The organism is Micromonospora sp. WMMD1082 (assembly GCF_029626175.1).
Lineage (GTDB): Bacteria > Actinomycetota > Actinomycetes > Mycobacteriales > Micromonosporaceae > Micromonospora.
Window position 1 is genome coordinate 464,388 of sequence record NZ_JARUBM010000002.1, and the last position, 23,324, is coordinate 487,711.

Here is a 23,324-nt window from a genome sequence, read left to right on the forward strand (position 1 = left end):
GTGGCTCTTGACCCTGTCCCGTGGTTCGTGGGCGGCGGCGCTGAGCACTCCCCCGAGGTCGCCCGGATGGTCGCCTACGCCGCGCTGCGCGGTAACGAGGGCATCATGGGCGCGGGGGACATGCTCGTACGCGCCCTGGCGGTGCCCGGTACCTCCGTTCGGATCGCCCCCGGCGCGTGCGCGATCACGTGCCGGGCGGCGGGCGGGGCGTATCAGTCGTACGCAGGCCGGTCGCCGAGCGAGACGACCCTAGCGATCGCCCCTACCGGCGGTAGCGCACGCTCCGATCTGATCGTGGCTCGTGTCGAGGACCCCTTCATGCCGGGCGAGCCCTGGGGCAACCCTTCGGATGTCAAGGTCGGTCCCTACATCCATTATCGCGTGATCTCCAACGTGCCGTCCTCGACGACCACGGTTGCCCAGCTCGGCCTTGGCTACAGCGCTATCGCGCTCGCGCGGATCGACATTCCCGCGAGCACGGGCACGATCACGCAGGCGATGGTCAAGGACGTCCGGAAGATCGCCAACCCGCGCAGGGAACGGCATCTTGACCTGATCTACCCAGCGTCAACCATCTCGATTACCTCGGCGAGCTACCAACAGCTTGCCACGTCGAGGCCGCTCGCCGTCCCTTCGTGGGCGACGTACGCGCGGGTCGTCGTGACGTCCTCGGGCATGCGCCTGAACGCGGCCAACACCTTCGGGTATGTGCGCTGCGAGATCGGTTCGGGACACGCGGTGTCGGAGCGGACGACCTTCGATGAAAACTGGACCGGCAACGCGAGCCGCAGCACATACCTGTGCGGCGGGGAACTGGCGGTACCTGCGGGGATCCGAGGTACGAACCAGGTCATCCGGTTCATGGGGACGCGCGAGACCGGCTCCGGACAGCTTCAGGTCGACGCAGGCACGACCATCACGGTCGACGTCGAGTGGTACGAGGTCCCCGAGTGACCCGCTGGCGGTACATCGCACAGCACGCGCTCACCCGCGCGTGGGTCGACTGGGACGTACCCCTACGCCGCGATGAGCTGACCTGGGCGCTGTCCGGCCCCGGGTCGCTCCGCGGCACGATCAGCCCGGAGTACGCCACCCTGCGCGGCCCGGACGGACAGCCGATCCTCACCGAGTGGGGCACGCTGCTCTACGCCGAGGCCGACGGCCAGATCCGCTGGGGCGGCATCCTGACGAAGAGCGCCTTCGAGTCCGGTAGCTGGCAGCTCGAAGCGTCTGGCTTCGCGAGCTACCCGCACGGCATCCCCTACACCGGACAGTATTCCGTGGTCGGCGTCGACCCGGCTACCGCCTTCCGCCACGTCTGGTCGCACGTCCAGTCGCAGCCAGACGGGAACCTCAGTGTGGCGGTCGACGGGACGACAACGCCGGTCCGGCTCGGCATCCCCGGCATCCCGGCCTACAAGGAAGTGCAGATCGGCGGGGTGTGGCGCCGACGGAGCGACGTGCCGGCACACCAGATCCTCCCGACCACTCGGGCGAAGCTGAAGAACGCCATGACGGCGTCTCAGACCACGTTGGACCTCGCGACCCTGGCCGCTTTCGGCCAGCTCGACCCGCCGTACAACGTAACCGTCGGGAACGAGACCATCCGTGTCAACGGGCGGACGGGCCTGAAGCTGACCGGCCTGACCCGCGGCGTCGGGTCGTCGGACGCCACCGGCCACAACAAGGGCACGTACGTCAACCACGCCGGTACGCCGGAGCGCACGAAGGCCGCAGTGCCGGCCGAGCCGTATCAACTCGCGTGGTGGGACACCCCGGACTGCGGTAGCGAGTTGGACAAGCTCGCGCAGGAAACGCCGTTCGACTACGCCGAAGAGCACCGCTGGGCCGGCGACGAGATCGCCCACCGTATCCGCATCGGCTACCCGCGCCTCGGCCGACGACGTGACGATCTCGCCTTCGAGCAGGGCGTCAACATCGTGTCGGTAGTGCCGGTCAGCCGCGACGGTGGCCAGTACGCCAACGCCGTCTTCGGCATCGGGGCGGGTGAGGGATCGAAGACGATCGCCTCGCACGCCGCGATCCGGGACGGGCGCCTGCGCCGCACGGCTGTTTACACGGACAAGGCCGTGACCAACCGCGCCCGCATGGACAGCTTCACTCGCGCCGTAATGCTGAACAGCCGTGACACCGCCGCGGTCGAGGCAATCGAGGTCGTCGACCACCCGCATGCCCCGATCGGGTCGTGGGCGCTGGGCGACGACATCGAGGTCCGCGCTCGCATCCCGTGGCTGGGCGACATCGCGATCTGGCACCGAATCGTGGGCTGGTCGCTGCTCGGCGAGAGCCGCGCGCAGCTTCAGCTACGGCGCTCCGACTCATTCATCTACGCGGCCACCCCCGATGGAGGGTTCACCACACAGTGACCACTGCTGACGAAGAAATCGCCCGCACCCTCGCCGACATCAAGCGCCGCCTGGCGGCCGTCGAGCGCACCGCCCAGGCCCCGCACACCTCGATCGAGGGCGGATCGCTGACGATCAACCGACCCGACGGGCTGCCCGCGATCGTCATGGGCGACCTCGGCGACGGCACGTACGGTGTGGTCGGCTACAACGACGCCGCGGTCCACGCCAACACGGTCCCGCAAGAGCTGCTGGACGAGATCGCCGGTGATCTCGAACTGGCCGAGGAGTCCGTGACGGAAGCCATGCTCGCGGTCGGCGCCGTGACGGAAACAAAGATCGCCGACGACGCGATCAGCTCACCGAAGATCGTCGCTGGCGCGATCCAGGCCGGGCACATCGCGGCCGGCTCGATCGCCACGGACAAGCTGGTCGCCCAGGCCGTGACCGCCGACAAGATCGCCGCGAACGCGATCACGGCGGACAAGGTCGCCGCGACCGCGATCGACGGCAAGACCATCACGGGCGCCACGCTGATCGTGCCCGGCCCGGATGGCTCGCGGGTGCGCATCCTGAACGACCCGGAGGCCGGCGCCGTCGTCGAGCTGCGCCCGCAGGATTCCGGCGACGCTGTGATCCTGCCGGCCGTGCTGCGCTCGGCCACCGACCCGAACACCGACGAGGTGTCGGCCGCGCTGGTCGGCCCGAACATTAACGGGAACGGGTCGGCGTCGATGCACATGTCCAGCGATGAGCACGGCGGGACGGTCAGCATCGAGAGTGGCCACTTCTGGCTCAACGCAACGAACGGCGTGACCTGGGCGGTTGACGGCGACTGGGAGATCGCGTACCCGGACCCGGACGACCCGGGAACGTGGGAGGTGCGCTTCCACGTCGCCAATGGAGGCAAGCTGACCGCTCCCTCCGCCGTGCTCGGCAACGGGCACGACGACGAAGACGGCCCGGCCCTGGACGTGTACGGCGTGGTCGAGGCCGACGAGCTGAAGGTGTACGACCGCGCCGAGGTCGACGACCTGACGGTTACCGGTGACGCCGAGGTGGCCGGCAGTCTCTCTGCCGGGTCTGCTGATGTCGCCGGAGTGCTCACGGCCGGGCAGCTCCGGACCGGAGGATTCCGTCAGCGCACCTGGTCAACCCGCGTCACTATCACGCCCGTCGCCAACACTCCGACGATGCTCAGGGTCAACTTCCCTGCCGGGTTCTTCACCACCTCGGCGAACATCGCGGTGACCGTCAGCCCCCTGACGAATGCCCCGGGCACGACGGTCACCGGGTGCTCCGCAACCAACATCAGCACGACCGGCTGCGACGTGTGGATCACCAGGATCAACGGCACGGCGACCGGTGTGAGCGTCATCGCTACCGAGCTGTAACCCCTCCATCCGCTGAGAGCCCGTCCCGTGCCTCGGGGCGGGCTCTTCGGCGTGCCCGAAAGGAGCCCGCGTGACTGCGGCCCCTCAGAATCTCCGCACCGTACGGACCCTCCTCCTCGACGCCCTTCAGCCGTACGGCCTGCATCCGCTGAGCGTCGGCATCGTCGGCGACGCTGCCCACCGCGGCGGGTACCACTGCGGCTCGGACCGCGTCGTGACCAACGACTACAGCGTTCACGAGAGCGCCCGGGACAAGGCCGGGCTGACGATCAACGCGAGTGCGCTCGATATCGGCCAGTTCTTCCGCAACGGGCACAACCTCCGGACGTTCTCGGTCTGGCTGGTCGCCGAGTGCGCGAAGGGCGCTCCGGACACGCTCGACATCCGCGAGGTCATCTACTCGCCCGACGGCGCGACCGTGAAGCGCTGGGACCGGCTCGGCCGGCGCAGCTCCGGCGACAAGTCCCACCTGACCCACACGCACATCAGCTTCTTCCGCGACGCCACGAAGGCCGGGCGGGACCTCTCGCCGCTCTTCCGCCGGTACCTCGCGATCGTCGAGGGCAAGCCGCAGCCGGCACCGAAGCCCGCCCCGAAGCCGGTCACGAAGCTGGGCTCGCGCCAGCTCAAGCGGGGCATGTCCGGCGACGACGTCCGCGAGCTTCAGACGATGCTCAACGCCCGCGGCGCGAAGTTGGCCGTAGACGGTGAGTTCGGCCCGAAGACCGAGAACGCCGTCAAGGCATTCCAACGTCTGCACATGCTCAACCCGAACGGCGAGGTTGGCGGGTTGACCCTACCCGCGATCCGAACCGGCTTCGGCCGGCGCGTGCTGCGGGCCGGCAACGCCGGGTCGGACGTGGCCGAGCTTCAGCGGCGGCTCACCCGGCACGGCTTCAAGGTCGACGCCGATGGCGAGTTCGGGCCGAAGACGAAGGCCGCTACGACCGCCTTCCAGCGTGCCCGGAAACTGAAGGTCGACGGGATCGCCGGCAAGCAGACCATCACAGCACTCCGGAAGTGACCTCGTGACCGTCCACGTCACCACCACGACGACCGACCCCGTCGACCCGAGCGGGACCGCCTCCATGCTGATCATCCTCGCCCGACTCGAAGGCAAGGTCGACGTGGTGACCGCCCAGCACGGCGCGAAGCTCGACGAGCACGCCCGGCGCCTGGGCGACGTCGAGACCCGCCTTCGCGCCGAGGAGGCCCGCCCCTCCACCGCGCCCGAAGTCGACGCCCGGCTCCGGGCGGTCGAGTCCCGCCCGGTGGTCACGCCCCGAGCGGTCTGGGCGGCCGTCGGCACCGTGGGCGCCCTCGCCATCGGTGCGGCGGGCGTCGTAATCAACCTCGCCACCTGACCGCCCGTCCCGCCCGAAAGGACGCCATGTCCCGCCAGCCACTCCTCACCCGCGCCGCGATCATCGCCGGCCTGGGCCTGCTCTACGCCACCCTCGCCCACTTCGGCGTTATCCTCCCGCCCGCCATAGCCGACGCGGTCGAGCCCTTCGCCCTGGCGGTGATCCCGATCGCCCTGGCGTACTGGGGCCGCGGCCACGTCACGCCGGTCGCCGACCCGCGCGACGCCGACGGCTCGCCCCTCGTCCCGGCTGTCGCCCCTGGTGACAGCGCCGATGGCGGGTTCGGGGCGGGCTCGTTCTCGCCCGAGGCGGACGACCTCGACGACGAGCTGACCGCCTGAGTTCCGCTCTGCACCGCCAGCGCCCCGCCCTCCGGCTCGCCCGGGGAGCGGGGCGTTTCGGCGTTTCCGGGGTCGGTTCGCCGGGCGAGCGTTCGGCGGTCGCCCGGGAGCTGGCGGGCGGTTGGGCGGGCGTGGGCGTGCCTGCGGCGAAGTGCGTCCGGCGGCGATTGGCGGGACGCCCGAGTCCCGGCGACGAGACGGGCGGGAAACTCCCGTGAACAGGCGTCCTCGGCCTGGCGCATTGGCCGTGCGTCCGATTCACCCCGACGCAGGGAGGCCCGATGGGGCTCAGTTATCACGACGTTTACGGCTCGCCGTGGGACCGCGACCCGGAAGAACGCCGGGAGCCGGCCGCCGCGCGAGACCCGTTCCCGCCCGGCACCCGCGCCCGGCTGCGCGACGACCTGGGCGGGGGGACCGTACGGATCATCGCCCGGCACGGGGTCGGGCTGTATCAGGTCCGCCCGGACAACAGCGCGAAGGACTTCGTCATCAGCAACCACGCCCTACGGCGGCCGGCTCCGGCCTGGCGCCCGGGTGACGTGGTCGTTGTCCGCTACGGCCCGCGTGGTAACCCCTACACCTACGTCCGCGGCAACGGCGGATGGCTGGTCGAGAAGGGCCGCACGCCGAAGACCGACGAGTGGATGACCGTGCAGGTCGACGAAGGTCGCGCGACGCCGGTCCTTCAGGCCGGCGGCGAGCCGTTCGACGGGGGCCGGCTGTGACCGAGGGGCAAGAGGAATTCGTCTTCGCGGATCAGTCGGTGGTCGGCACGGAAGACCTCCGCATCCTCTTCGACGCCGTGTGTAACTCGCTCGACTTCGGTAGCGGATTCCTCGACACGGAAGAGGTCGAAGCACTGCGGCGACTGGCCGAAACGCTCGGCGTTGACCCGATGGTCGCGACGCCGAGCGAGTTCCGTGCTCAGTACGCGCACGACTTCGAGCCATGCCCCCCGCCGCCGGGGCCGTGGCGTGTCTCCACGATGGGCGGTCCGATCGAGACGGACGAGGCGTACGCCGCGCGGGTTGCCGCAGTGATCGCCCGGTGTCGACACTGCGGCCGGGCCGCCGACGAGAGGCCACACACGTTGAAGGAGGCCGCGTGACCTACCCGGGTGAGGCCGTTACCGAGCTGATCGAGGCCACCTTCTCCCGTCGCCCGGCCCGCCCACCTCTCATCGGCGTGATGGGGAAGAAGCGCGCCGGAAAGGACACGATCGCCGCACGCCTCGTCGAGGCCCACGGTTTCCGCCAGTACGCCTTCGCGGACGCGCTCCGGGAGTGCGCGCTGATCGCCGATCCGATCGTGACGCCGCTGGACACGGTCGGGCGGTCCCTGCGGCTGTCCGATGTGGTCTCGGCGGTCGGCTGGGAGGAGGCGAAGGCCCACCGCGAGGTGCGGCGTACCCTGCAACAGTTTGGTGTCAGCGTGCGCCACCTCGACCCGCACTTCTGGGTCCGCGTGGTCATGGACGAGGTCGCGCACAGGTCACAGCCCGTGGTGATCACGGACGTCCGCTTCCCCAACGAGGCGGATGCGATCGAGGCCGCCGGGGGCGTGCTCTGGCGGGTCACCCGCCCTGGTCAGGACGAGTCCGACCAGCACATCAGCGAGACCGCGTTGAGTGGTCGCCCGGCGCACGCAGCGCTACACAACAGGTCGGATCTTCACTCTCTGCTGAAAGAGGTTGACAGACTGGCGTCACGTCTGTAACTGAGGTCACGTCTCGATCAAGACCCTAGGCCCCCGTCGCTTGCCGGCTTACGCTGGCTCGCGGCGGGGGCCTTCGTTTGTTACGACCTGAAGAATTAAGGGCTACCTAAGCCTGAAGGGCTGCGCTAACCGGCTAACGGGCCTTACGCTGGCCCCAGACATCGACGAGCAGGACGGCAGATCATGAGCGACGCACGCGACGAGCTAAGCGAAACGCTAGTGAAGACGCTGCGTGCGCTGCGCCGGACCGCTGCGGCAATCGAGCGCGCTGGCCGTGAGGTCCCCGACGATCTAACCGCCCGCCGGACAGCCCTGTATCGCGAGGCAGCACAGTGGGCATTCGATCTGCGTGAGTATTTCCTAACCGCCGAGAACGAGCCGGATTGGTCGGGCCGGACCGGCGCCTACAAAGCTCACCTACGCGACCTATACGACCGCGCGGGGTACAGCCGCGAGGACGCCGCAACCGTACAGGTAGCCGTCCGGTACCACCTCGGCCGGCTCGTCCGCGACCGCCTCGGCGCGGCGACGGTAACCGAGCTGGGCCTAACCCCCGGCGGCTACGTCGAGCGCAAGCGTGAGGCCCGTCAGGCGACCCTCGCCGAACTGGACGCCGTGCGCAACGCCGCCAGCAGCCCCGACGTCAGCCGAGCGATAGCGGGCGCGCTGGTCGTGCTTCAGCGGGTGTCCGTCGCTGAGGTCGCCGAGCTGCACGGCACCGCGCGGACCCAGGCGCGGACGGTGCTCTCCCGGCTCGTGCGCCGCGCGGAAGAGCTGCGCGAGGCGGTGACGCCGGAGGAGTGACGAAGTGACCCCAGTTTCTACACTCCCTTATTTCTTCTTCTAGAGCTTCTTCTCCTCCTAGAAGAAGAAATATAGAAGTGCAGAAACTGGGGTCACTTCTACACGCAGCCCCGCCCGCCGGCTCGGCCCGCACCCGGCGGGCTTCCGCGTCTCCGCAGGTGAACAGCTAGGCCCTCCCTGGCGCATAGGCCCCTTGTCCGCATCGCGCGCACAAGGGAGACCAGCGTGCCAAAGATCCATACCATTTCCCGGGGTGGCTCCCGGTTCTACGTCTCGCCCGAGACCGGCAAGAAAGCCCCGGGCGTAACCTCGATTCTCGGCATGCTGCCGAAACCGTTCCTACAGCACTGGGCAGCAAAGGTCGTCGCCGAGTACGCGACCGACAACCTCGGCGAGCTGGTCGGGCTCCGGCTCAACGGCGAGCGTCAGGGCGTCATCGACTTCCTGAAGGGCGCCCCGCGCCGCTCGACCGGCGCCGCTGCCGAGACCGGGACCGCCGTGCACGACCTCTTCGAGAAGCTGGCCAAGGGCGAGCCCATCGGACGCGTGCACCCGGACTACCGGCCGTTCGTCGAGCACTTTGAGGCGTTCACGCGGGAGTTCGAGCCCGAGTTCGTGTTCCTCGAAGAGACCGTCTGGTCCGAGGAGTTCGACTACGCAGGTTCATTCGACGCCTACGCGGTCATCGACGGCGAGCGGGTTTTCCTCGACTGGAAGACGACCCGCAGTGGCGTTCACCCCGAGGTGGCGCTTCAGCTCGCCGCGTACCGCTTCGCCGACTTCATCATCCGCCCGGACGGCTCGCGCGTCCCGCAGCCCAGCTCGACCGGCGGCGGCGTGCTGCACGTCCGCCCGGAGGGCTGGGGCTTCTACCCGGTGCGGGCCGACGAGGAGACCTTCGAGTATTTCAAGGTCCTCCGGCAGGTCTTCACCTGGGACCGCGAGGTGAAAGAGGCCGTGGTCGGTATGCCGATCAACGCGAAGCCCTCGTCGATGCCGGCCCGCCGGACCGCCGCCCCGCGGAGGGCTGCATGACGCCGGACGAGCTGGCCGAGGCCGACGTCTTCGCGGCGGGCCAGGCCGACATGCTGCGCCGGGTGCTCGCTGAGGCTGAGGAGTTCGAGGCCCGGATGAAGCGCCGTCGCTACTTCAACAACGCGAAGGGCGTCCGCCGCTTCGCCGACCACCTGAAGGCCGCGCTCGCCGGGGAGGCGCAGTGATCGAACAAGCCACCCGTGAAGACGTGATCTGGCTCGCCGGCCTGCTCGAAGGGGAAGGCGCCTTCGACCTGCAACGGGGCACCTACCCCCGCGTGCGGGTCGCGATGGTCGACCGCGACGTGATCGGCCGTGCCGCGACGCTGTTCGGCGTGTCGGTCCGTCTCGCGCTGAAGGGCCGCCCGCATAAGGCGATGTGGCACGCCGAGGTCCAGGGCCCGAAGGCCGAGGCGATCATGCGCGCGGTCCTCCCGCACATGGGCGCACGCCGCTCGGCCAAGATCGCTGAGGTACTGGGGCACTCGCCGAAGACCTCGAAGGTCCCGGTCTCGATCAGCCGGCCGCCTGGTCTGCCGCTGGGGCCCGCGTGACCGAACACGAGGACTGCCGGTACTGGGGCCTGACCCGCATGCAGTGCGCGCGGTATCACGTCCGGCTCGCCCGGTACTACGCCGATCGGGCGCTCACCAACGCCGCAGAGTCGGCCCGATTGGCGTCCTCGGCGACGCGGGCTGCCTTGGTGGCGACCGCCGCCGTGGTCGTGCTCTTCATGAGTCACCTCGCTGCGCTCGTCTTTGCCTGAACAGCTCGCGCCCCGCTGGCGCATAAGCCCCTCGACAGCATCCCGGCGCGGCTGATCCCCGCGCCAGCAACGGAAGGAGCCCGTACGTGGGCTTGCGAATTTGGGAGACCGACCCCGAGGCCGAGCCGAAACCCCGCCAGAACTTCGCGCGGGACCTGGTCGGCCGGTTCCGGTCCGGTTATCAGGTCAACGGCCGTCCGGCCAGCTTGGAAAAGTGGCGGATCACGACCGGCGACCCCGAGGTGGCCGAGGCCATCCGGGGCCTGTTCGGTGGTGACAAGGCGCAGAGCTGGGAGACCAAGGGCGAAGACAACCTGGAGGTGTTCACCGGGGCCGAGCGGGTGAAGATCATCCTCGACGGCCCGAAGGCGATCCGGCAGGAGATGGTCCTGTGGGGCCGCTCCGGTGCGATCCGGCGCTGTGACGGCGTCGATCAGACCGGCACGGACGCCGACGACCCGGCGAAGGGTCAGCCGTGCGAGTGCCCGGCCTCCTTCCAGGACAGGAAGGACGCCGCGCGGGCCGGGCGGGGGTGCCAGCCCTCGACGACGATCTTCTTCACGCTGGCGGACTCGCCCGAACTGGGCCGGTTCAAGTTCAACAGCGGGTCGTGGTCACTCGTCCGCGACATCGTGACCACGGAGAAGGCGCTCGGCGAGATCGACGGTCCGGCGTACGCCTGGCTGAGCCTGGAAGTCGTGTCGTACGAGGACAAGAAGATCGGCAAGACGAAGTCCTTCACGAAGCCCGTCGTCGATGTGATCGGGGCCGCCCCGAAGCGCGAGGACGACGAACCTCCGTACTGATGATCCGCTAACCGGTTAACGCACAGCACATCCTTGGCCCCGGGGCCGGTACCGCCAAAGGGCTACCGGCCTCGGGGCCTTCTGTTTTGGAGGGTCCAACGTGTACGAGCTTTACGGCAGCCCTGAGAAGTTCGGCCTCGAAACCGTCGGCGAGGTCGATTGGTCGAGCGGTAGCTACGAGTTCGACCTAACGGTGGTGTGGCGTCGAAAGTCTGATGGGGCGTTCTTCTTTGCCGAGGACTCCGGGTGCTCTTGCCCATCGCCGTTCGAGAGCGTCGGCGTAGACGATCTGATGCCGGTCGAGTCATTGAGCGAATTCCACGCCCACCTGACGAAGCGGACCGGGGGCAACTACTACGACCGCTCGGAAGACACAGCCCGGCTGGTCGAGCGCCTTCACGGTATGGGGCTGCGGTGAGTGACACCCCGCGCGACTGGCGCGGTACCGAGATCGCCCCGGGCGCCCTGGTCGTGTACGGCGCGACCGTCGGTCGCTCCGTCGAGCTGGTCGAGGCGCGGGTCAGCGACCCGATGCTGAGCCCGTCCGGCCGCATCTGGCTCGACGTCATCCGGCGGTCGTACACGGGTAGCGGCCGTGACCGCGTCCACGTCGGCGCCGACCGGCTGACGGTCGTCTCTGCGCTGCCGACGACCAGCAAGCTGACCGCCGCCGAGGTGCGTGCTGCGCGGGACCGTCGGTACGCCGAGTGGGCCGCCAACCGAGAGACCCACGACCTACCGGCCTTCATAAGTGCCGACGACAAGTGTGCGCGGTGCGGGCTGACGTGGCGCGCGGCGAGCGACCGGAGGTGCAGCGAATGACCCCCGAAGACCTTTCGCGCTTCGCCGACGCAATGCGTACCGTCGCTGAGCGACTGGCCCGCGCTCTCGCCGTGGCGACGCGTGCTGCCAACTTCGACACCCTCGCGACGCTGCAACGCGCCGCAGCCCGCCGGCAAGGTCAGGTGGTCTGCAACTTCCCTCACGGCACGCTCGACCCGGCCCACCCGGGCGGGGCATTCGCGGCGTGCCCGGCGTGCGGGGCGGCGCTGTGAGGCGGCGGCCGTGGCGCGCGACCTGGTTCGGGCACCTGCTCGGCTTGCACTCGCCGAGCGCGGTGTACCTCGGCCGTTGTTGGTGCCAGCGGTGAGCGCCGCGAAGGCCAAAGGCACCGCGTACGAAACCCTCTGCGTCCGCGCCCTGCGCCTCTTCGGCATCGACGCCCGGCGGGTCGCGCAAGAGGGCTTCGCCGACACGGGCGACCTGCACGGCCTGTCCCCGTGGGTCGGGCAGTGCAAGGCGTACCGATCGTGGGAGGAGGCGATCCGGCTCGGTCTCGACGGTGCAGAGAAGCAGCGTTTACACGCGGGCGAGTCGTATGGTGTCGCCTTCGTCAAGCGGGTCCGCCGGTCCGTCGGCGAGAGCTACGCCGTGCAGACGTTCGCCACCTGGGCGCGGGTCTACGCCCGGCTGCGGCGGGCGGAAGCACTGCTCGCCGAGCGGGCGCCCGCCGCGTTCGAGCAGCACATGCGGTTGGTGGCTATCGAGCTGGCGCAGCCGTTCCCGAAGGGCACAGAGCGGGAGGCCGAGTGAAGATCGTCTCTCTCGGCTGTCGGTACTGCGGCCACCCGGAGCGCGACCACGCCCGGCGTTGGCACCCGCTCGTGAAGTGGCATGCCTGGACCGAGCCGACCCGGGCGCAGATCGTTGAGCGACTTCGGCGCAGGCTGAACAGCTCGGCCGCCCCTGGCGCATAAGCACTTTGACCGCCCGCACGGGCACCCTCGACGACAAGGGAGCACAGCGTGAACGAGACCATCGAGACCGCGAACACCGCGCCGCAGGCCCCGGCGACCGTGACCGAGATCCGGACCTGGGCGCGGGAGCGGGGGATCGCCGTCGGTCAGCGCGGCCGGCTGTCCGGCGACGTCCGGACCGCCTTCGAGACCGCCACCGGCCGCAAGGCCGCCTGACCCACCCGCACAGCAAAGAGCCCTCGGCTTCGGCCGGGGGCTCTTTCGCGTTTCCGGCCCTTGAACACCCCTCCCCCGCCTGGCGCATTGGCCCTTCGTCCTGCTCGACGACGAAGGGCCACCCTGTGAAGTTGACCGATTTCCTCGACCGCCTCGGCGCGGCCGACGACGCTGACGGCTGGCTCGCCGTCTGCCCGGCGCACGCGGACTCCCGGCCGTCCCTGCGGATCGCAGTCGGCGAGTCCGGCGCGGTGCTGCTGAAGTGCCGGGCCGGGTGCTCGACCGTGGACGGCGAGCCCGGCCGGCTGCGCCCCGGCGCGGTGCTGTTGGCGCTCGGCATGTCCGTGGCCGAGCTGCACAACATCGACACTACCGACGCCCCGACGCGCGCCCGGTCGACCTCGACCCCGGCGAGCCCGGCTGCGGTGGCGGCGCTGGCGGCGCAGCTCGATGGGTGGGTTAACGACTCGCACACGCCCGGCGGTGACGAGGCGTACCGCTACGCGGCCGACCGGTTCGGGATCAGCTCGACCGACTGGGACCGGCTAGGGCTCGGATACGCCGTCGACCTGGGCGGCGGCCCCCGCCTCGTCGTCCCGTTCCGTGACCGCGACGGCGTCCCGCGCGGCTACCAGGCCCGCGCGCTCGACCCCCGGGCCAAGGTCCGGTGGCTCGGCGCGAAGAGCCCGCAGGGCGAGAGCTGGGCACGCGTCGGCTACCTCCCGGGCGAGGCTGGCTGGGCCGAGCTGGTCGTGACCGAGGGCCCCGGCGACGGCCTGACCGCGTGCGCGACCGGGTACGACGTCGCCTTCGTGCGCGGCGCTGGTCTGGCCGCGAGCGTGGCGGACGAGGTCGCCCAGCTCGCCGACGGCCGCCCGGTCGTGGTGTGCGGCGACGCTGACCCGTCCGGCGACAAGTTCGCGCGTACCCTGTGCGCCGAGCTGGCGAAGCGCGGCCTGTCCGCGCGGTCGGTCCGTCCGCCGGTCGACGGCGACGACCTGACCGACTGGCGCGGCCGACACCCGGAGGGCTTCAGCACGGAGTTCATCCGGGCGGTCGTCAGCGCCGAGGACCCCGGCGCGCTGAAGGCCCGTCTCGACGCATGGACGGACGCCGACCTGACCGAGGTCGCCTCGGCCCGCCGGCTGAAGGACCACTTCGAGGCGGCCGGGTCCGGCGTGCGCTACTCCCCCGAGGCCGGCTTCTTCATTCTGCGGGGCGGCGTGTGGCGGGCCGACAAGCTCGACGAGGTCCGGACCGCAGCGCAGGACGTAGCGGCGTCGATCTGGGCTGAGGCGTTCGAGCTGGCCGAGGCGCTGAAGGAGGTCGCCCGCGACGGCGACAAGGCCGAGGCGAAGGAGCTGGGCGCCCGGGTCGGGAAGCTGAAGGCGTTCGCGAAGGCCGCGAACAGCTCGAAGGGTATTGACGCGATGGTGCGCGAGCTGCGCGCCCTGCGCGGCGTGGCCGCTGACCTCGACCAGTTCGACCGGCACCATCACCTGCTCGCGACCCGGAACGGCGTGATCGATCTGCGTACGGGCGAGCTGCGCCCGCACGACCCGGAGCTGTTGCTGACCCGGATGGTCGACCTCGACTACGACCCCGAAGCGACCGCCCCGAGGTGGGAGGCGTTCCTTCGCGAGGTCTTCCCGTACGAGCGGCACGCAGGCTTGCCCGCGTACATGCGGCGCCTGGTTGGCTACGGGATCACGGGCGAGACCGGCGAGCAGTGCTTCGTGGTGCTCTGGGGTAAGGGCGCCAACGGCAAGAGCGTCTACACGGACACGTTGACGGAGGTCTTCCGCGAGCTGACCGTGACGACCCCGTTCGCCACCTTCGAGGAGAAGCCGTCCGGGGGCATCCCCAACGACCTCGCCGCGCTGAAGGGCGCCAGGTTCGTCTTCGCGGCCGAGGGCGAGCAGGGACGGCCGATGGCTGAAGCGGTGCTGAAGCGGGTCACCGGCCGGGACAGCATCAGCGCCCGGTTCATGCGGAAGGAGTTCTTCGAGTTCCGCCCGACGTTCCTCCTGCAACTCGCGACCAACTTCAAACCCCAGTTCCGCGGGCAGGACGAAGGGCTCTGGCGCCGGGTCAAGCTCGTCCCCTGGGAGCGGTACTTCGCCCCGGCCGAGCGCGATCACAAGCTGGGCGCAAAGCTGCTCGCCGAGGCCCCCGGCATCCTCGCCTGGGCGGTCCGCGGCGCGGTCGAGTGGTACCGCGACGGGCTCGGCGACCCGGCGGCGATCAAGGACGCCACGCGGGAGTACCGGGCGACCTCCGACGCCCTCGCCGGCCTGATCCCGGGCGTGTTCACGCTCGAAGAGGGCGGCAAGGTGCAGGCCCGGATCGCGTGGGACGCGTACCGCCAGTGGTGTGAGGACGAGGCGCTACCGGCCAAGGAGCGCTGGACCCGGCGGGCGTTCTTCGCGGCGCTGGAAGAGCGCGGAGCGGTGAAGAAGCGGGCGAACACGGGCGTGGTCTTCGATGGCATCCGGCTCGCCCGGCCGACCGACCAGGCGGCCGAAGAAAACCCGGGCGAAGCGCGAACAGTCGCTAGCCCGCTGGCGCATAGGCAAGGCGACAGCACCCCTACCGCCGGGCCGAGTCTCGACGACGTCTTTGCATAGGAGCGCCATGGACCGCAAGCCGTACCGAATCAGCCTGATCGGCTTCGAGGACGACATGACTCAGACCGTGGTCGAGCTGAGCGAGAACGAGGCGGACGCCTTCCGCTTCGTCGCCGAACAGCTCAACGACGGGGGCGGCGCGACCACGCCTACGATGCACGTCGAGGAGGCCGCGTGACCACCCCCGCCGACGACTGCGGCGTGACGGGCGGGTGCGGGGCGTGCCCGCTGTTCGCCGCGAACGTGTGCGGCGACCCGGCGCCGAGCGAGCTACCCGGCATGTGGGCCGAGGCCGATTTCCTCGGCGGCGCGCCGGACGAGGTCCGCCCGCCGGCTCCGCGCCCGGCCCGATTCGCCGTCCGCGCCGACGGCACCACGACCGACCGGGGCGACCCGTACGCGGCGATGGCCGCAGCGTTCCTACGGCGCGGGTACGTGCCGCAGGCGTGGGAGGTCGTCAATGGTGTGGCGCTCGTCGAGCTGGTGCCGGAACCGCTCGCCGCGGGCGACTACGCCTGCGGCTGGGCCGCCTCGCCGGCCGACGACCTGACCGCCGTCGCTGAGGCGGCGGGGGTACTGGCCGGGCCGGACCTGCGCACGCCGGACGAGTGGTGCGAGCGTCAAGGGCTGGTCGTCCTCGACGCCGACGGCTGGGCCGACAAGCCATGGACCGTGCCGATCACGCGTGCCGAGTTCCTTCGCCGTGCGATGGGCTCGACCGTGGCGAAGGTCCCGACCGTCGACCCCGACGCCCCCGACGTCGACCCGGCCGAGCCTCGCCCGGACGGCGCGGGGTGCTGCGGGGGTGGGTGCGCCGCTCCCTGCTGATCTAGCCGACCCGCTGAAGGGGCTGGCTCTCCCATGAGGAGGGCTGGCCCCTTCAGCCGTACCTAGTGGAGCTTCCATGAGACAGCACCCCGAGGCCCGTTTCTGGGCGAAGGTCGCCGTTCCGGATGAGAACGGGTGTGCGCGGTGGCTGGGATCGACCCAGCCAAACGGCTACGGGAGGTTCTGGGACGGGTCTCGCCCCGTCTTCGCCCATCGGTTCGCGTTCGCCTGGGCAAACGGCAGGGTCCCTGCCGGGCTTGAGGTCGACCACTTGTGCGGCATCCGCAACTGCGTAGCGCCCGCCCACCTCGAATCAGTGACCCGAGCTGAGAACGTCCGGCGCAGCTCGGCCCCCGCACTAGCGGGAGCACGAAGCGCGGCTAAGACCGAGTGTCCGAGCGGTCACCCGTACGACGCAGCGAACACGCGGCGAACTAAGGACGGCAAGCGCGTGTGCCGTACGTGCCAGCGCAGCCACGACCTCAACAGCCGAGCCCGGAAGGGGGCTAGAGCATGAAGTCCCTGGTGCACACTGTGGCCGGATCGACTGTGGGAATCCACTTCCCCGAGCGGCGCGAAGACCTCGACGGCTTCCGCGCGTTCCTGGCGGGCGGTGACAAGGTGCTTGCCTTCGACACCGAGACGACCGGCTTGGACGTTTACACGGGTACCCATCGGCTTCGACTCGCTCAGTTCGGTAACGGCCGGGAAGCGTGGGTGCTGCGCGCCGACCTCTTCGCCGAGGAGATCGTCGCCGCGCTGCGCCAGCCGCGCCCGTTCGTCGCCCATAACGCGCCGTATGACCTCCTCGTCGTTGATCGGCACCTCGGCGTCAAGCTCGAAGACCTCGGCCCGCGCACTTATGACACGCGCGTGTTGGGGCACCTCCTCGACCCGCGGGCCCCGCAGGAGGGCGGGATCGGCCTGGGCCTGAAGCCGCTCTCGGCGGTCTACGTCGACCCGGACGCCCCGGACACGCAAGAGGGCCTGACGGCGGTCTTCCGGTCGCTCGGGCTGACGAAGGCGACCGGCTGGGCCGGCATCCCGATCGACAACGAGACCTACGTCAGGTATGCCGGCCTCGACGTGATCCTGACGCACCGCCTCTTCCGCGAGCTGGGCCCGCTGGTCCGAGAGATCGGCCTCGACCACCTGAGCAAGTTCGAACATCACCTTCAGGTGCTGCTCGCGATCCTTCAGCGAAAGGGCTTCCGCCTCGACGTACCCTACGTCGAGCGCCTGAAGGCCGACCTGCTCGCCGAGGCCGAGCGGTTCCGGACGGTCTCCCGGCGGTACGGCGTCGAGAACGTCAACAGCACGGCCCAGGTGGCGACCGCACTCGACGCGATGGGCGAGACCCTGACCGAGCGGACGGCGTCCGGCGCAACGAAGGTCGACAAAGGCGTACTGCTCCCGCTGGCGGATCTCTCGCTGGGATGGGAACGCCTCGACGTGCGCGAGCCCAACCCGCTCGCCGATGCGGTGCTGCGCAGCAAGAGGTCCGAGAAGTGGGCGACCGCCTACGCGCAGGCGTTCCTCGACCTGAAGGACGCCGACGATCGGCTTCACCCGTCGATCGGCGCGCTTCAGGCCCGGACCGCCCGCATGTCGATCAGCCGGCCGCCGCTGCAACAGCTTCCGTCGTCGGACTGGCGGGTGCGACGGGCGTTCATCGCGGACCCGGGGCAGGCCATCATCGCGGCCGACTATCAGGCGGTCGAGATGCGGGTTCTCGCGGCGCTGAGCGAGGACGCCACGATGAAGAAGGCCATTGCGGACGGCGTAGACCTGCACAGCTTCACGGCCGAGCGGGTCTTCGGGCCGGACTTCACGAAGGCACACCGGAAGATCGCGAAGGCCGTCGGCTTCGGGAAGGTCTACGGCGGTGGCGCGGCGACGATCACCCGGCAGACCGGCGCCGACCTCGCCAGCGTGAAGACCGCCCTCGCGGCGTACGACGCGACCTTCCCGGGGATCAAGCGCTACTCGCGGCGCCTCATGGAGCGCGCCCAGTTCGGCAAGCGCGAGGTTACGACGCCGTCCGGTCGTCACCTGCCGTTGGACAGGGACAGGTTGTACGCCGCGACAAACTACGTCGTGCAGAGCACCGCTCGCGACCTGCTCGCCCAGGCCATCGCGGACATCTTCGCGGCGGGTCTCGGCGACCACCTGTTACTGCCCGTGCATGACGAGCTGATCGCCCAGGCGCCGACGGAGAGCGCCGAGGAGGTGATCCGGGAGATTGGTCGGGTCATGGAGAGCACTTTCTACGGCGTCCGGATCGAGTCCGACCCGGAGGTCTACGGCCCGAGCTGGGGCCACGGATACGGCGCCCCGGAGTGACCCCGCTCCGTCTCGAACACCTGTACGATACTGACCTTGCAGAGAGCGGGGCACCGATGAAACCTGCCGATCTTGACACCGATCGTGACGTAACTCGCATGATCGACTTAATGTCACGCCTACGGGACGAATTGAGCGCCTTGGAAGCCATCCTCCCGGCTGCCATGGACGCGCAATGGGCGGCGGCGCCCGTCGCGCGGCCGAGAGAGGACACAGCCGAACGGGTGAAAAACGTTCGGGTAGACCCCACCGGGGCCATCGTGCTTGATGACGACCGGTTGCGCCTGCGCTCGCAGGTTGTACGCTCTGCCCACGTACTCCACGGCGGGACGCAAGCCGTACGGGATGTGCGGCGGGCGCTGGTTGCGGCGCTTGCGCCTTGGCACGGGGAAAGGTCCGAGGATGGTCAGTAGCATGCACGGCCGCGAGCCGGTCCCGTCAACAGGACTCCCCCGCCTGCGGGCGTACCTCCTCGGCCCGTCGCATGGCTCGGCCGCCGAGCGTGCGCGCCGCTTCGCTCCGGCGTTCGACGCCCTCGCAGCGGAAGGGTTCGAGGTCGTCGCCCCGGGCCGGGCCTCGCAGAGCACTGATGACGCCGACCATCTACTGTCCGTAGTTGACGATGATCTAGACGCGCTGCTCTCGGCGGACGTCATCGCGGTGCTGCCGGGGGCCGAACGGCTGTGGGAGTACGCGATGGCCGAGGCGCTCGGTCTTCGGCTCATGCCGGTCAATCCCGCGCCGCGGCTGCTGTCCGCCTAGCGCCACCTGCGACAAGAGGCCCCGGGGTCTCCTCGGGGCCTCTCGCCGTATTCCGGCTGACCGGTGATCATCCGTACGGCCAGTGCTGACCAGCTACTCAGCTTTAAGAGAGTCTTAAGTACCTCCGCTAACCGGTTAGCGGAGTAGCGTCGGCCACGTACCGCAACTCGCACAGCCGTTCGAGCCGCATCCGGCCGCCCGGCTACCCCGTCACGCCCTGGGAGGGTCCACCATGTCCGCATTCGCCCAGCTCTGGGACACCCCCGCCGAGCCGATCGCGCTCGACGCCGTTGAGGCCGAGCTGATCGCCGCAGCCGCGGCCGGCAACTCCGCCGCCCAGCTTCGCCTCTTCGTCGCGTACGTGCCCGTCCTCCGGCGGGTGCTGGCGCCCTACGTCCGCGTGCTGCCGCTCGACGACGCCCGGCAGGCCGCCTGGCTCGGTCTGGTCGCCGCGTGCCGCGCGTTCGACCCGGCTCGCTCGACCCGGCTCGCCTCGATCCTGCGCGAGCACACCGCTGAGGCGCTGAGCGAGGCCGCACAGGAGGCCGGGGCGGGCTTCACCGTGCCGAGCCGGACGGTCGCACGGTTCTTCGGCATCCTGGCTGCGGCGGACGGTGACCCCGCCCAGGCCGCCGCGCTCGCCCCGGCGCACTCGATGACGCCGGAGACCTTCTGGGCCGTGCACGCGGCGGTTACGGCCTCAACCTCGCTCGACGACGCGATCGAGGCGCACGGCGACGGCGGGCTGTCCCCGATCATCGCCCCGCGAGAGATCGCCGACACGGAGGACCGCATCCTCTGCGATCTCGCGCTCCGGTCGGTCGACGACTTCGCCCGCGACGTGGTCGCGCTGGCGTACGGCTTCAGCGACTTCGACCCGCAGCCGGACGCTGAGATCGGTCACCGGCTCGGGGGCTACTCCCGGCTGAAGATCCAGCGCACGCGCACGCGCGCCCTCGCCACCATGCGTCGTGCCCTTGGCGCGCTAACCGGTTAACGGATCTGCCCGGGGGCCGGAATCCGTGAACACCCGGCCCCCGCCTGGCGCATAGGCCAGGCGCCCCCCGACAGCAACGACCAGACAGGACACCAATGGACCTCTTCGAGACCGACCCCGTTCGCCTCCCGGACGCCCCCGAGGCGAGCGACCTATACGAGCTGCTGCCCTTCGAGGACCGCGACCAGCTCGACGCTGAGCACGCCGACGACCTGCGCGCGGCGCTGACCGGCCTCCCGGCCCGCCCGGGGACGCGGCGATGACAGAGAAGCGCATCGACCACCCGAAGGGTTTCGCCTCTGCGCTGATCCGCGAGGTCGCGGCCCCGCTTCGCTCTGGCGGAACCATCCCGCTGCGCTTCGAGATCACCACCTCGTCCGGCTACCGGGCGACGCTGACGGCCTGCGGACGTGATGAGTGCCGCGAGGGCACGGTGATCCCCTGCCCGAAGCCAGAGACGCACTCGCGCACGAGCAACCCCGCCAACCGCGAACACAACCGGTCGCACTGCCACGCCTGGCACTGGCCGAGCATCGAGCGGTTCGCGGGCGAGGTGCTGAAGACCTACGGCGCGAAGACGCGACCTGGGCAGGTCGGCGTGCCGCGCGGGTCGATCCACCCGTGGAACTTCGCGGGTGCCCGGTGACGCGCCGGGTGGTCGCCTGCATCCGGCGCTACCTCGCCGAGCGCCGCGAGGCTGCCCAGGTCCCGGCCGGGTGGAGCACGCCCGAGGCGGCGGCCGAGCTGGCTCGGATCGTGCGCGAGCAGACGGCCGAGCGCGAGCAGGTCCGCCCGCGCACGCTGCCGGAGCCCGGCCCCTACCGCCCGCGGCACGCTGCCGACGGCGAGCGCGACGAGCAGACCGAGGGCTACGAGCCCCGCCGGGACGGCTCGCAGCCGGCCGCGGACACGGGATATCTCCTCGACTTCGCGGCGTACTACCGCGAGCACGGCCGGCACTCCAATCGCCAATGGCGGGCCGAGCCGTGGGGCTTTCTCCGCGACTACTGACCCACTTCCCCGAGACCCGCTCACCGATCCGGTTGGGCGGGTCTCGGCGTGTTGAGACCTTTCCTCAGGGAGCAGATATGAAAGCACTTGACCTCTTCGCGGGCGCTGGCGGCTGGGACATCCCCGCGCACGCGCTTGGCTGGGACGCTGACGGCGTCGAGATCATGCCCGAGGCTCGCGCCACTCGCGCGGCGGCCGGGCTGAAGACCGTCGCCGACGACGTCCGCGACGTCGACCCGGTCCCGGGCGAGTACGACGCGCTGATTGCCTCTCCCCCGTGCCAGACCTTTAGTGCGGCGGGCTCGGGCACCGGGCGGCGTGCGCTGGACGCCGTGCTCCACGGGGTGCGCTTATTCGGTCAGGGGGGGGTCCGGCCGACTTACGCCGAGCTGGCCGCGCTGACCGGTGACGAGCGGACGGCGCTCGTCCTCGAACCGCTGCGAGTCGCGCTCGCTTCGCGCCCGGTGTTCATCGCCTGGGAACAGGTCCCGCCGGTCCTTCCGGTCTGGGAAGCCTGCGCCGAGGTGCTGTGCGCGGCCGGGTACGCCGTCGCGACCGGCAACCTGAGCGCCGAGCAATACGGCGTGCCGCAGACGCGCAAGCGAGCGTTCCTGCTCGCCCGGCGCGACGGCCAGCCGGCCGCCCTGCCGACACCGACTCACTCGCGGTACTACTCGCGTACGCCGGACAGGCTGGACGGCGAGGTGCTGCCGTGGGTAAGTATGGCTGAGGCGCTGGGCTGGCAATCTGACCTCGCCGTCCGCTCGTCCGTAGGCGATGGCGGTTACAACAAGCCGAGGGACCGGCCCGGCCACGCCCCGAGCCCCACCGTGACCAGCAAGTCGCGAAGCTGGGTCCTCCGCAATGGCAACCAGGCGAAGGCGTGCGAGCGCACGACCGACCAGCCCGCCGGGACGCTGTTCTTCGGCGCGCGGCTGAACGCGGTCGAGTGGCACCTTCGGGTCACCAACGACCGCCCGAACACCGCCCACCGTCCGGGCACTGCCCCGGCACCGACGTTGGCCTTCGGCAAGTCCCGGCCTGAGTGGGACGGGGCCGCCGGAGAGAAGCGCCCACTCGCGATCGAAGAGGCGCTAGTCCTTCAGACCTTCCCGGCGGACTTCCCGCTTCAGGGCTCGCGGACGAAGCAGTTCTTGCAGGTCGGGAACGCGGTCCCACCGGGCCTCGGGGCTGCCGTGTTGCGGCAGTTGCGCTAACCGGTTAGCGGAGGTAGAGTGTTTACACACCCGCCGAGACGAGGAGAAAAGATGACCGCCGCAGGAAAGATCACCGCCGACACTCCGCGCTTCGCAGCCGTGCAGTACGCGAAGGGCCGGCACGGCTTCGCAGTGGTCGAGGACCGCCAGACGGGCGACAACGCCGAGGCGTTCACCGGCCCGGACGCGATGGCGCACGCCGAGGCAGCGGCCGAGCGGCTGAACACCGCCCCCGCCTCTGCCAACCTCGTCTCCGACCAACGCCCCCGAGCTGACCCCCGCAGCCACGGCCACCCGGGAAGCCTGGCTCGTCGGCGCGATCGACGCCCTGCGCCCGATCTTCGCCGAGCAGGGCGCCACCCTGCCGGCCGTGCGGGTCTCGGTCGGCTGGCCGGGGGTGTCGAGCCGGAAGCGACTGAACAAGGTCATCGGGCAGTGCTGGGCCTCGCACACCACGGCGGACAAGACGCCGCAGGTGTTCGTCTCGCCCGTACTGGCCGACGCCGGGCAGGTGCTCGAAACCCTGGCGCACGAGCTGATTCACGCCTGGGATGACTGCAAGAGCGGGCACCGGGGCGACTTCGCGAAGCTCGCCCGGCGGATCGGCCTGACCGGCAAGATGACCGCGACCGTCGCGGGCGACGAGCTGAAGGCCCGCCTGGACGAGATCGCCGACCAGCTCGGCGAGTACCCACACGCCCGGCTGTCGACCGCGACGCGCGACGGGCAGGGCGAGAAGAAGCAGACCACCCGAATGATCAAGTGCGAGTGCACCTGCGGCTACCTGGCCCGGACCTCGCGCAAGTGGCTGGACGAGGTCGGCGCGCCGATCTGCCCGCGCTGCCGGACCGAGATGCCCGTCTACGCCTGACCGAAAGGATCCGACATGGAAGCCCTGATCCTGCCCGGCATCATCCTCGCCGCGTTCGCCTTGGGCCTGCTCGTCACCCGCGGCGCCCGCCGATCCTGAAT

The 23,324-nt window shown here is 70.2% G+C and carries 31 protein-coding genes; all 31 read left to right on the forward strand.

Translation table 11 applies throughout. The features are described from left to right. The 31 genes from O7615_RS02280 to O7615_RS02430 all read left to right on the forward strand — a co-directional run bounded on the left by O7615_RS02280 (nt 1) and on the right by O7615_RS02430 (nt 23,223). Nucleotides 1–954: a hypothetical protein gene (locus O7615_RS02280; RefSeq protein WP_278175494.1), complete on the forward strand. Its 954-nt coding sequence runs from the start codon at nt 1–3 to the stop codon at nt 952–954. Continuing rightward, nucleotides 951–2,387: a hypothetical protein gene (locus O7615_RS02285; RefSeq protein WP_278175495.1), complete on the forward strand. Its 1,437-nt coding sequence runs from the start codon at nt 951–953 to the stop codon at nt 2,385–2,387. The genes O7615_RS02280 and O7615_RS02285 overlap by 4 nt, the downstream gene beginning before the upstream one ends. Then, nucleotides 2,384–3,760 carry a hypothetical protein gene (locus tag O7615_RS02290; protein ID WP_278175496.1) on the forward strand — a complete coding sequence of 459 codons (1,377 nt, stop codon included), beginning with the start codon at nt 2,384–2,386 and terminating at the stop codon, nt 3,758–3,760. The genes O7615_RS02285 and O7615_RS02290 overlap by 4 nt, the downstream gene beginning before the upstream one ends. Before the next feature lie 70 nt (nt 3,761–3,830). After that, nucleotides 3,831–4,784 (forward strand): peptidoglycan-binding protein, encoded by a 954-nt coding sequence (locus O7615_RS02295; RefSeq protein ID WP_278175497.1) that lies wholly within the window; start codon nt 3,831–3,833, stop codon nt 4,782–4,784. A gap of 4 nt (nt 4,785–4,788) precedes the next feature. Next, nucleotides 4,789–5,124, forward strand: coding sequence for a hypothetical protein (locus tag O7615_RS02300; RefSeq protein WP_278175498.1), 336 nt, complete (start codon nt 4,789–4,791; stop codon nt 5,122–5,124). 26 nt (nt 5,125–5,150) lie between these two features. Then, complete coding sequence (locus O7615_RS02305; RefSeq protein WP_278175499.1) at nt 5,151–5,465, forward strand: hypothetical protein; 315 nt, start codon at nt 5,151–5,153, stop codon at nt 5,463–5,465. Between the two features lie 281 nt (nt 5,466–5,746). Continuing rightward, nucleotides 5,747–6,193, forward strand: coding sequence for a hypothetical protein (locus O7615_RS02310; protein WP_278175500.1), 447 nt, complete (start codon nt 5,747–5,749; stop codon nt 6,191–6,193). Nucleotides 6,194–6,231: 38 nt separating this feature from the next. Next, complete coding sequence (locus tag O7615_RS02315; protein WP_278175501.1) at nt 6,232–6,576, forward strand: hypothetical protein; 345 nt, start codon at nt 6,232–6,234, stop codon at nt 6,574–6,576. Further along, nucleotides 6,573–7,184, forward strand: coding sequence for a hypothetical protein (locus O7615_RS02320; protein WP_278175502.1), 612 nt, complete (start codon nt 6,573–6,575; stop codon nt 7,182–7,184). The genes O7615_RS02315 and O7615_RS02320 overlap by 4 nt, the downstream gene beginning before the upstream one ends. Nucleotides 7,185–7,367: 183 nt before the next feature. Then, complete coding sequence (locus O7615_RS02325) at nt 7,368–7,988, forward strand: hypothetical protein (RefSeq protein WP_278175504.1); 621 nt, start codon at nt 7,368–7,370, stop codon at nt 7,986–7,988. A gap of 225 nt (nt 7,989–8,213) precedes the next feature. Beyond that, the gene (locus tag O7615_RS02330; protein WP_278175505.1) at nt 8,214–9,023 is read left to right on the forward strand and encodes a hypothetical protein; all 810 of its coding nucleotides are present in this window, start codon (nt 8,214–8,216) and stop codon (nt 9,021–9,023) included. Next, entirely contained in the window at nt 9,020–9,208 is a 189-nt protein-coding gene (locus O7615_RS02335; protein WP_278175506.1) for a hypothetical protein, read from the forward strand. Before O7615_RS02330 ends, O7615_RS02335 begins: the two co-directional genes overlap by 4 nt. Continuing rightward, entirely contained in the window at nt 9,205–9,576 is a 372-nt protein-coding gene (locus tag O7615_RS02340) for a hypothetical protein (RefSeq protein WP_278175507.1), read from the forward strand. The genes O7615_RS02335 and O7615_RS02340 overlap by 4 nt, the downstream gene beginning before the upstream one ends. Beyond that, nucleotides 9,573–9,788 carry a hypothetical protein gene (locus tag O7615_RS02345; protein ID WP_278175508.1) on the forward strand — a complete coding sequence of 72 codons (216 nt, stop codon included), beginning with the start codon at nt 9,573–9,575 and terminating at the stop codon, nt 9,786–9,788. The genes O7615_RS02340 and O7615_RS02345 overlap by 4 nt, the downstream gene beginning before the upstream one ends. An 86-nt stretch (nt 9,789–9,874) precedes the next feature. Continuing rightward, entirely contained in the window at nt 9,875–10,594 is a 720-nt protein-coding gene (locus O7615_RS02350; RefSeq protein ID WP_278175509.1) for a hypothetical protein, read from the forward strand. 100 nt (nt 10,595–10,694) lie between these two features. Next, the gene (locus O7615_RS02355; protein WP_278175510.1) at nt 10,695–11,012 is read left to right on the forward strand and encodes a hypothetical protein; all 318 of its coding nucleotides are present in this window, start codon (nt 10,695–10,697) and stop codon (nt 11,010–11,012) included. Further along, nucleotides 11,009–11,416 carry a hypothetical protein gene (locus tag O7615_RS02360; RefSeq protein ID WP_278175512.1) on the forward strand — a complete coding sequence of 136 codons (408 nt, stop codon included), beginning with the start codon at nt 11,009–11,011 and terminating at the stop codon, nt 11,414–11,416. Before O7615_RS02355 ends, O7615_RS02360 begins: the two co-directional genes overlap by 4 nt. Next, complete coding sequence (locus tag O7615_RS02365) at nt 11,413–11,649, forward strand: hypothetical protein (RefSeq protein ID WP_278175513.1); 237 nt, start codon at nt 11,413–11,415, stop codon at nt 11,647–11,649. Before O7615_RS02360 ends, O7615_RS02365 begins: the two co-directional genes overlap by 4 nt. 91 nt (nt 11,650–11,740) lie before the next feature. After that, nucleotides 11,741–12,187: a hypothetical protein gene (locus tag O7615_RS02370; RefSeq protein WP_278175514.1), complete on the forward strand. Its 447-nt coding sequence runs from the start codon at nt 11,741–11,743 to the stop codon at nt 12,185–12,187. 212 nt (nt 12,188–12,399) lie between these two features. After that, nucleotides 12,400–12,567 carry a histone-like nucleoid-structuring protein Lsr2 gene (locus O7615_RS02375; protein WP_278175515.1) on the forward strand — a complete coding sequence of 56 codons (168 nt, stop codon included), beginning with the start codon at nt 12,400–12,402 and terminating at the stop codon, nt 12,565–12,567. 131 nt (nt 12,568–12,698) lie between these two features. Further along, nucleotides 12,699–15,194, forward strand: coding sequence for a phage/plasmid primase, P4 family (locus O7615_RS02380; RefSeq protein ID WP_278175516.1), 2,496 nt, complete (start codon nt 12,699–12,701; stop codon nt 15,192–15,194). Nucleotides 15,195–15,201: 7 nt separating this feature from the next. Then, a complete protein-coding gene (locus O7615_RS02385) occupies nt 15,202–15,372 on the forward strand; it encodes a hypothetical protein (RefSeq protein ID WP_278175517.1) in 171 nt (56 codons plus the stop codon). Continuing rightward, on the forward strand, nt 15,369–16,022 hold the full coding sequence (locus tag O7615_RS02390; protein ID WP_278175518.1) for a hypothetical protein: 654 nt from the start codon (nt 15,369–15,371) through the stop codon (nt 16,020–16,022). The genes O7615_RS02385 and O7615_RS02390 overlap by 4 nt, the downstream gene beginning before the upstream one ends. Before the next feature lie 513 nt (nt 16,023–16,535). Beyond that, on the forward strand, nt 16,536–18,365 hold the full coding sequence (locus O7615_RS02395; RefSeq protein WP_278175519.1) for a DNA polymerase: 1,830 nt from the start codon (nt 16,536–16,538) through the stop codon (nt 18,363–18,365). A gap of 402 nt (nt 18,366–18,767) precedes the next feature. Continuing rightward, nucleotides 18,768–19,127 carry a hypothetical protein gene (locus O7615_RS02400; protein WP_278175520.1) on the forward strand — a complete coding sequence of 120 codons (360 nt, stop codon included), beginning with the start codon at nt 18,768–18,770 and terminating at the stop codon, nt 19,125–19,127. A gap of 232 nt (nt 19,128–19,359) precedes the next feature. After that, a complete protein-coding gene (locus O7615_RS02405; protein WP_278175521.1) occupies nt 19,360–20,124 on the forward strand; it encodes a hypothetical protein in 765 nt (254 codons plus the stop codon). Between the two features lie 95 nt (nt 20,125–20,219). Beyond that, nucleotides 20,220–20,387 carry a hypothetical protein gene (locus O7615_RS02410; protein WP_278175523.1) on the forward strand — a complete coding sequence of 56 codons (168 nt, stop codon included), beginning with the start codon at nt 20,220–20,222 and terminating at the stop codon, nt 20,385–20,387. Further along, nucleotides 20,384–20,770 (forward strand): hypothetical protein, encoded by a 387-nt coding sequence (locus O7615_RS02415; protein ID WP_278175524.1) that lies wholly within the window; start codon nt 20,384–20,386, stop codon nt 20,768–20,770. Before O7615_RS02410 ends, O7615_RS02415 begins: the two co-directional genes overlap by 4 nt. After that, nucleotides 20,767–21,135, forward strand: a complete 369-nt coding sequence (locus O7615_RS02420) for a hypothetical protein (protein ID WP_278175525.1) — start codon at nt 20,767–20,769, stop codon at nt 21,133–21,135. Before O7615_RS02415 ends, O7615_RS02420 begins: the two co-directional genes overlap by 4 nt. 77 nt (nt 21,136–21,212) lie before the next feature. Further along, nucleotides 21,213–22,352 carry a DNA cytosine methyltransferase gene (locus O7615_RS02425; RefSeq protein ID WP_278175527.1) on the forward strand — a complete coding sequence of 380 codons (1,140 nt, stop codon included), beginning with the start codon at nt 21,213–21,215 and terminating at the stop codon, nt 22,350–22,352. Between the two features lie 370 nt (nt 22,353–22,722). Beyond that, nucleotides 22,723–23,223 (forward strand): SprT-like domain-containing protein, encoded by a 501-nt coding sequence (locus O7615_RS02430; protein WP_278175528.1) that lies wholly within the window; start codon nt 22,723–22,725, stop codon nt 23,221–23,223. Nucleotides 23,224–23,324: the final 101 nt, after the last annotated feature.

Bases quoted from the DNA above. Each gene is read 5' to 3' on its own strand.
- O7615_RS02305 (WP_278175499.1), top strand. From the start codon at position 5,151: ATGTCCCGCCAGCCACTCCTCACCCGCGCCGCGATCATCGCCGGCCTG.
- O7615_RS02310 (WP_278175500.1), top strand. From the start codon at position 5,747: ATGGGGCTCAGTTATCACGACGTTTACGGCTCGCCGTGGGACCGCGAC.
- O7615_RS02325 (WP_278175504.1), top strand. From the start codon at position 7,368: ATGAGCGACGCACGCGACGAGCTAAGCGAAACGCTAGTGAAGACGCTG.
- O7615_RS02335 (WP_278175506.1), top strand. From the start codon at position 9,020: ATGACGCCGGACGAGCTGGCCGAGGCCGACGTCTTCGCGGCGGGCCAG.
- O7615_RS02365 (WP_278175513.1), top strand. From the start codon at position 11,413: ATGACCCCCGAAGACCTTTCGCGCTTCGCCGACGCAATGCGTACCGTC.
- O7615_RS02385 (WP_278175517.1), top strand. From the start codon at position 15,202: ATGGACCGCAAGCCGTACCGAATCAGCCTGATCGGCTTCGAGGACGAC.
- O7615_RS02395 (WP_278175519.1), top strand. From the start codon at position 16,536: ATGAAGTCCCTGGTGCACACTGTGGCCGGATCGACTGTGGGAATCCAC.
- O7615_RS02400 (WP_278175520.1), top strand. From the start codon at position 18,768: ATGGTCAGTAGCATGCACGGCCGCGAGCCGGTCCCGTCAACAGGACTC.
- O7615_RS02405 (WP_278175521.1), top strand. From the start codon at position 19,360: ATGTCCGCATTCGCCCAGCTCTGGGACACCCCCGCCGAGCCGATCGCG.
- O7615_RS02410 (WP_278175523.1), top strand. From the start codon at position 20,220: ATGGACCTCTTCGAGACCGACCCCGTTCGCCTCCCGGACGCCCCCGAG.
- O7615_RS02415 (WP_278175524.1), top strand. From the start codon at position 20,384: ATGACAGAGAAGCGCATCGACCACCCGAAGGGTTTCGCCTCTGCGCTG.
- O7615_RS02425 (WP_278175527.1), top strand. From the start codon at position 21,213: ATGAAAGCACTTGACCTCTTCGCGGGCGCTGGCGGCTGGGACATCCCC.